We start from the raw sequence: 3,365 nt of genomic DNA on the forward strand, positions 1-3,365 counted from the left end.
CGCGCTGCTCGCCGTACCCGCCGCCGTCCCTCCAGCCGCGCTCCCCGCGCCGCGGGCGATGTGGCTGTGGCAGCGCGACGACCCGGCCGCCGTGATGAGCTGGGCCACCGCCCACGCCGTCAAGGAGATCTTCGTCTACGTCCCCCCGAAGATCACCAAGACCGAGCTGAACCGGCTCAAGCAGTTCAAGAAGCGCGCCGACGCCGCCGGGGTCCGGCTGGCGGCGCTGGGCGGCGAACCCGACTGGACCTTCGACCACGCCGCGGCCCTGGCCTGGCAGCGCGCCGCGATGGGCACCGGCCTGTTCCGCACCGCCCACGTCGACGTCGAGCCGTACCACCTGGACGAGTGGCGCACCGACCCGGCCGGCACCACCGCGGCCTTCCTCGGCCTGCTCGCCAAGCTGCGCGACGCCGACCCCCGGCCGCTCGAGGCCGACGTGCCGTTCTGGTACGGCACCGTGCCCGCGGGCGGCTCCACCCTGGCCGACGCGGTCCTGGCCCGCGTCGACGCGGTCACCGTGATGAGCTACCGCGACACCGCCACCGGACCCGGCTCGATCATCGGGGTCGGCGAGGACATGCTGCTGCGCGGCCGGCGCGCGGGCCGCCCGGTACGGCTGGCCGCCGAGACCCTCGCCCTGCCCGACTGCCCGTACTGCACCTTCCACGAGCAGGGCCGCCGGGCGCTGGACACCGCCCTGTCCGCGGTCGACGCCGCTTCCGTCTTCTACCCCGCCTACGCCGGCATGGCCGTCCACGACTACGCCGCCTGGACCGCCCTGCGCCCTTGACCCAGCTCTCACCCGTCTCGCATGATCCATGCCTACCGGTTGATTTCCACGTCGGCGCCTCATGGACGGCAAGAGTATGACTCAATTACCCTCATGAGTATGACTAAGCGGATCACGATCTCCCTGCCGGATGATCTCGCCGAAGAGGCGCAGGGATCCGGCAACGCCTCTGGCTACATCGCAGAGGCCCTGCGTGAACAGCGTCGCGTCAAGGACGGGATGGCGGCCCTGGACCGGCTCTGGGGCGCGGGCTGGCAGTCCGGGATCACCGATGCCGACCGTGAGCGCGCGAACCGCCTGTTCGAGTCTTCCCGGAATGTTGCGTGACCACAGAGCCCGAAGGGCTGACCGGCCATGTTCTCGATCTCGATGCGATTTACCACGTGCTCGACGCCAAGAGCGACTACGGCCGTGAGATCGTCCGGCAGTCCGTACTGCGGAACACCACCCTTCTGCTTCCAGCCGTGGCCGCGCAATGCACGGCCGTTTTCCGCCCCCAGCAGGCGGGGGCTCTGTTCGCGGTGCCGGTGGTGACGATCGGAGCGCTGTCAGCCGCCGACGTCATGAACGCAGGTCAGATCGGTGTCACCGTGACGATCAATTCGGAGAGGCAGACTCCCGCACTGGGCATGGAATCCGGGATTGCCGCGATCCTCTCCGCCGCTCACGCCGTGCTCCTGGCAGAAGCGCGCGGAGGCTGGCGGATCATCACCCCGTCACCGCACCTGTATGACGGCATTGCGGGTGTTCGACTGGAAATCCTGCCTTGAGGTGACGTGCTGACGCTTCGAAGCAGGGGACGGCCTATGGAACTCCACCGTTTGCCCTTCTGGATCATGGGCTGGGCGCTAATGTGTTCACGCCCGAAACGGGCAGGCGGCCGGGCCAGGCGTCTCAGGATGCGGAGACTTGGGATTGCCCGGGTCAGTGAAGCGTCAAGCACCCGTTCCACAGCCTGCGGCGCGCCGCAGGCTGCCGCGTGAGCGGCACGGGAATCCTCGTTCCTTCAGGGCGAGGAGCAGGTCAACGACAGTAGGGATGCCTGCTGTAGGAAAAACCGGAAGAAACACCGCAGCCGCTCCTGCCCGCCGTACGGCGGGCAGGGCTGGCTAGGCGTGCGAAACCCGTCGGAGGACGGGCTCAGCGGAGGACGGGCAGGCCCAGGACGCCCAGGCAGGGGTCGAGGAGCCGTCCGAGCAGCGCCGAGTCGAGCAGGTCGGCGACGGTCAGGGCGTGCACGGCGCCGCTGAGGAGGTTCCACACGCCGTTCGCGCGATCGGCGACCGGGATTCCGGCGGCGTCGACGGCCTGGACGAGCTCGAACTGCGCGGCCGCGGCGGCGCGCACGCGGTCGGACATGTGGACCGCCCACGAGGCCTCGTGCACGGCCTGCGACCAGCCGGCGGAGTCGAGGCGGGCCCGGTCGCTGAGGGCGGTCAGCCGCTCCAGGTCGGAGGCGCCGAGCGTCTCGATGCGCCGGCACAGTCCCGTGACGGCCTGGTGCTGAGGGCCGGTGTCCACCGGCCGATCCGGCAGTTCGCGGGTGGCGGCGAGCCAGCCGACGGCCAGCCGCCGCCGGGTGTCGGCCGGGAGCAGTTCGCGCAGGTAGGTGGCCATCACCGCGTCGCAGACGACGGCGGTGGCGGCGGAGGCCGTGTCGTCCTGGCCGCGGACGCCGTCCCGCTCCTGCCACGTCCAGCCGAGCACGTCGTGGCGGACGCAGTGCAGCAGCGCGTCGGGGGTGCCGATGGGCGCCCGCTCCAGCAGGGCGAGGGCTCCCTCGGCGTCCTGCTGGGAGAGGCTGCGCACGGTGGGGCGCAGCACGGTCGCCGCGTGGATGTCCTGCCACAGCTGGGCGCGGACTCCGTCGTCGGGCAGCCGGCGGGCCAGCGCCGCGAGGTCGTGGGAGTCGAGGCGAAGAGCGCGGGAGAGCACTGCGGCGGTCGCCGCTCCGCCGTCCAGCCGCGTCAGGTCGAAACCGAGGACTGGGGCGCTGACCAGGGAATACATGAAACAGTTTTACACCGGAGAATAGCTTTCAACCCAATCGATCAGCTATTTATTACCAAATATCACAGTGCGTTCTTAAGGCGATACTTTTAGTTGATAAAACCATGGCTTTACGAAACAAATACGGGGGGTCACCCACGGTGATCGTGGGCGGCCCCCCGTACGGTGCCTCGCCTGCGGGCGTCCTCCCCGGCGGGAGGGCGGACCTCAGTAGCGGAAGCCGGAGACCAGCTGGTGCAGCCGGGCCGACAGCTCGGCCAGGTTGGCCGCGGCCCGCTGGCTCTCGCTGACGCCTTCGGCCGTCACGTGCGCCGCGTCGGCCAGCGCCGAGATGTTGGTGGCGATGTCGGCGCTGCCCTGGGCTGCCTCGCCCACGCTGCGGTTCATCTCGCCGGTGGTGGCGGTCTGCTCCTCCACCGCCGAGGCGATGGTCAGCTGGTAGTCGTTGATCTTGCCGATGATCGAGGAGATCTCGGCGATGGCCGCGACCGCGCTCTCGGTGTCGGCCTGGATGGCCTCGACCCGCTTGGAGATGTCCTCGGTCGCCTTGGCGGTCTCCTGG

5 protein-coding genes are annotated in these 3,365 nt (G+C 69.9%); 3 read left to right on the top strand and 2 right to left on the bottom strand.

Annotation, left to right across the window (positions count from 1 at the left end; all coding sequences use genetic code 11):
* The 3 genes from ACWJ6R_RS32820 to ACWJ6R_RS32830 all read left to right on the top strand — a co-directional run.
* On the top strand, positions 1-793 hold a 793-nt coding region (locus tag ACWJ6R_RS32820), incomplete at its 5' end, for a hypothetical protein (RefSeq protein WP_449065941.1).
* Between the two features lie 99 nt (positions 794-892).
* Positions 893-1,120 carry a hypothetical protein gene (locus ACWJ6R_RS32825; protein ID WP_449065942.1) on the top strand — a complete coding sequence of 76 codons (228 nt, stop codon included), beginning with the start codon at positions 893-895 and terminating at the stop codon, positions 1,118-1,120.
* Positions 1,117-1,563, top strand: a complete 447-nt coding sequence (locus ACWJ6R_RS32830) for a hypothetical protein (protein ID WP_449065943.1) — start codon at positions 1,117-1,119, stop codon at positions 1,561-1,563. Before ACWJ6R_RS32825 ends, ACWJ6R_RS32830 begins: the two co-directional genes overlap by 4 nt.
* Before the next feature lie 370 nt (positions 1,564-1,933).
* Here the strand turns inward: ACWJ6R_RS32830 and ACWJ6R_RS32835 are convergent, their stop codons facing one another.
* Positions 1,934-2,803, bottom strand: a complete 870-nt coding sequence (locus ACWJ6R_RS32835; RefSeq protein ID WP_449065944.1) for a hypothetical protein — start codon at positions 2,801-2,803, stop codon at positions 1,934-1,936.
* A gap of 207 nt (positions 2,804-3,010) precedes the next feature.
* The coding region (locus tag ACWJ6R_RS32840) for a hypothetical protein (RefSeq protein ID WP_449065945.1) at positions 3,011-3,365 on the bottom strand (355 nt) is incomplete at its 5' end.

The organism is Planomonospora algeriensis, assembly GCF_977012225.1.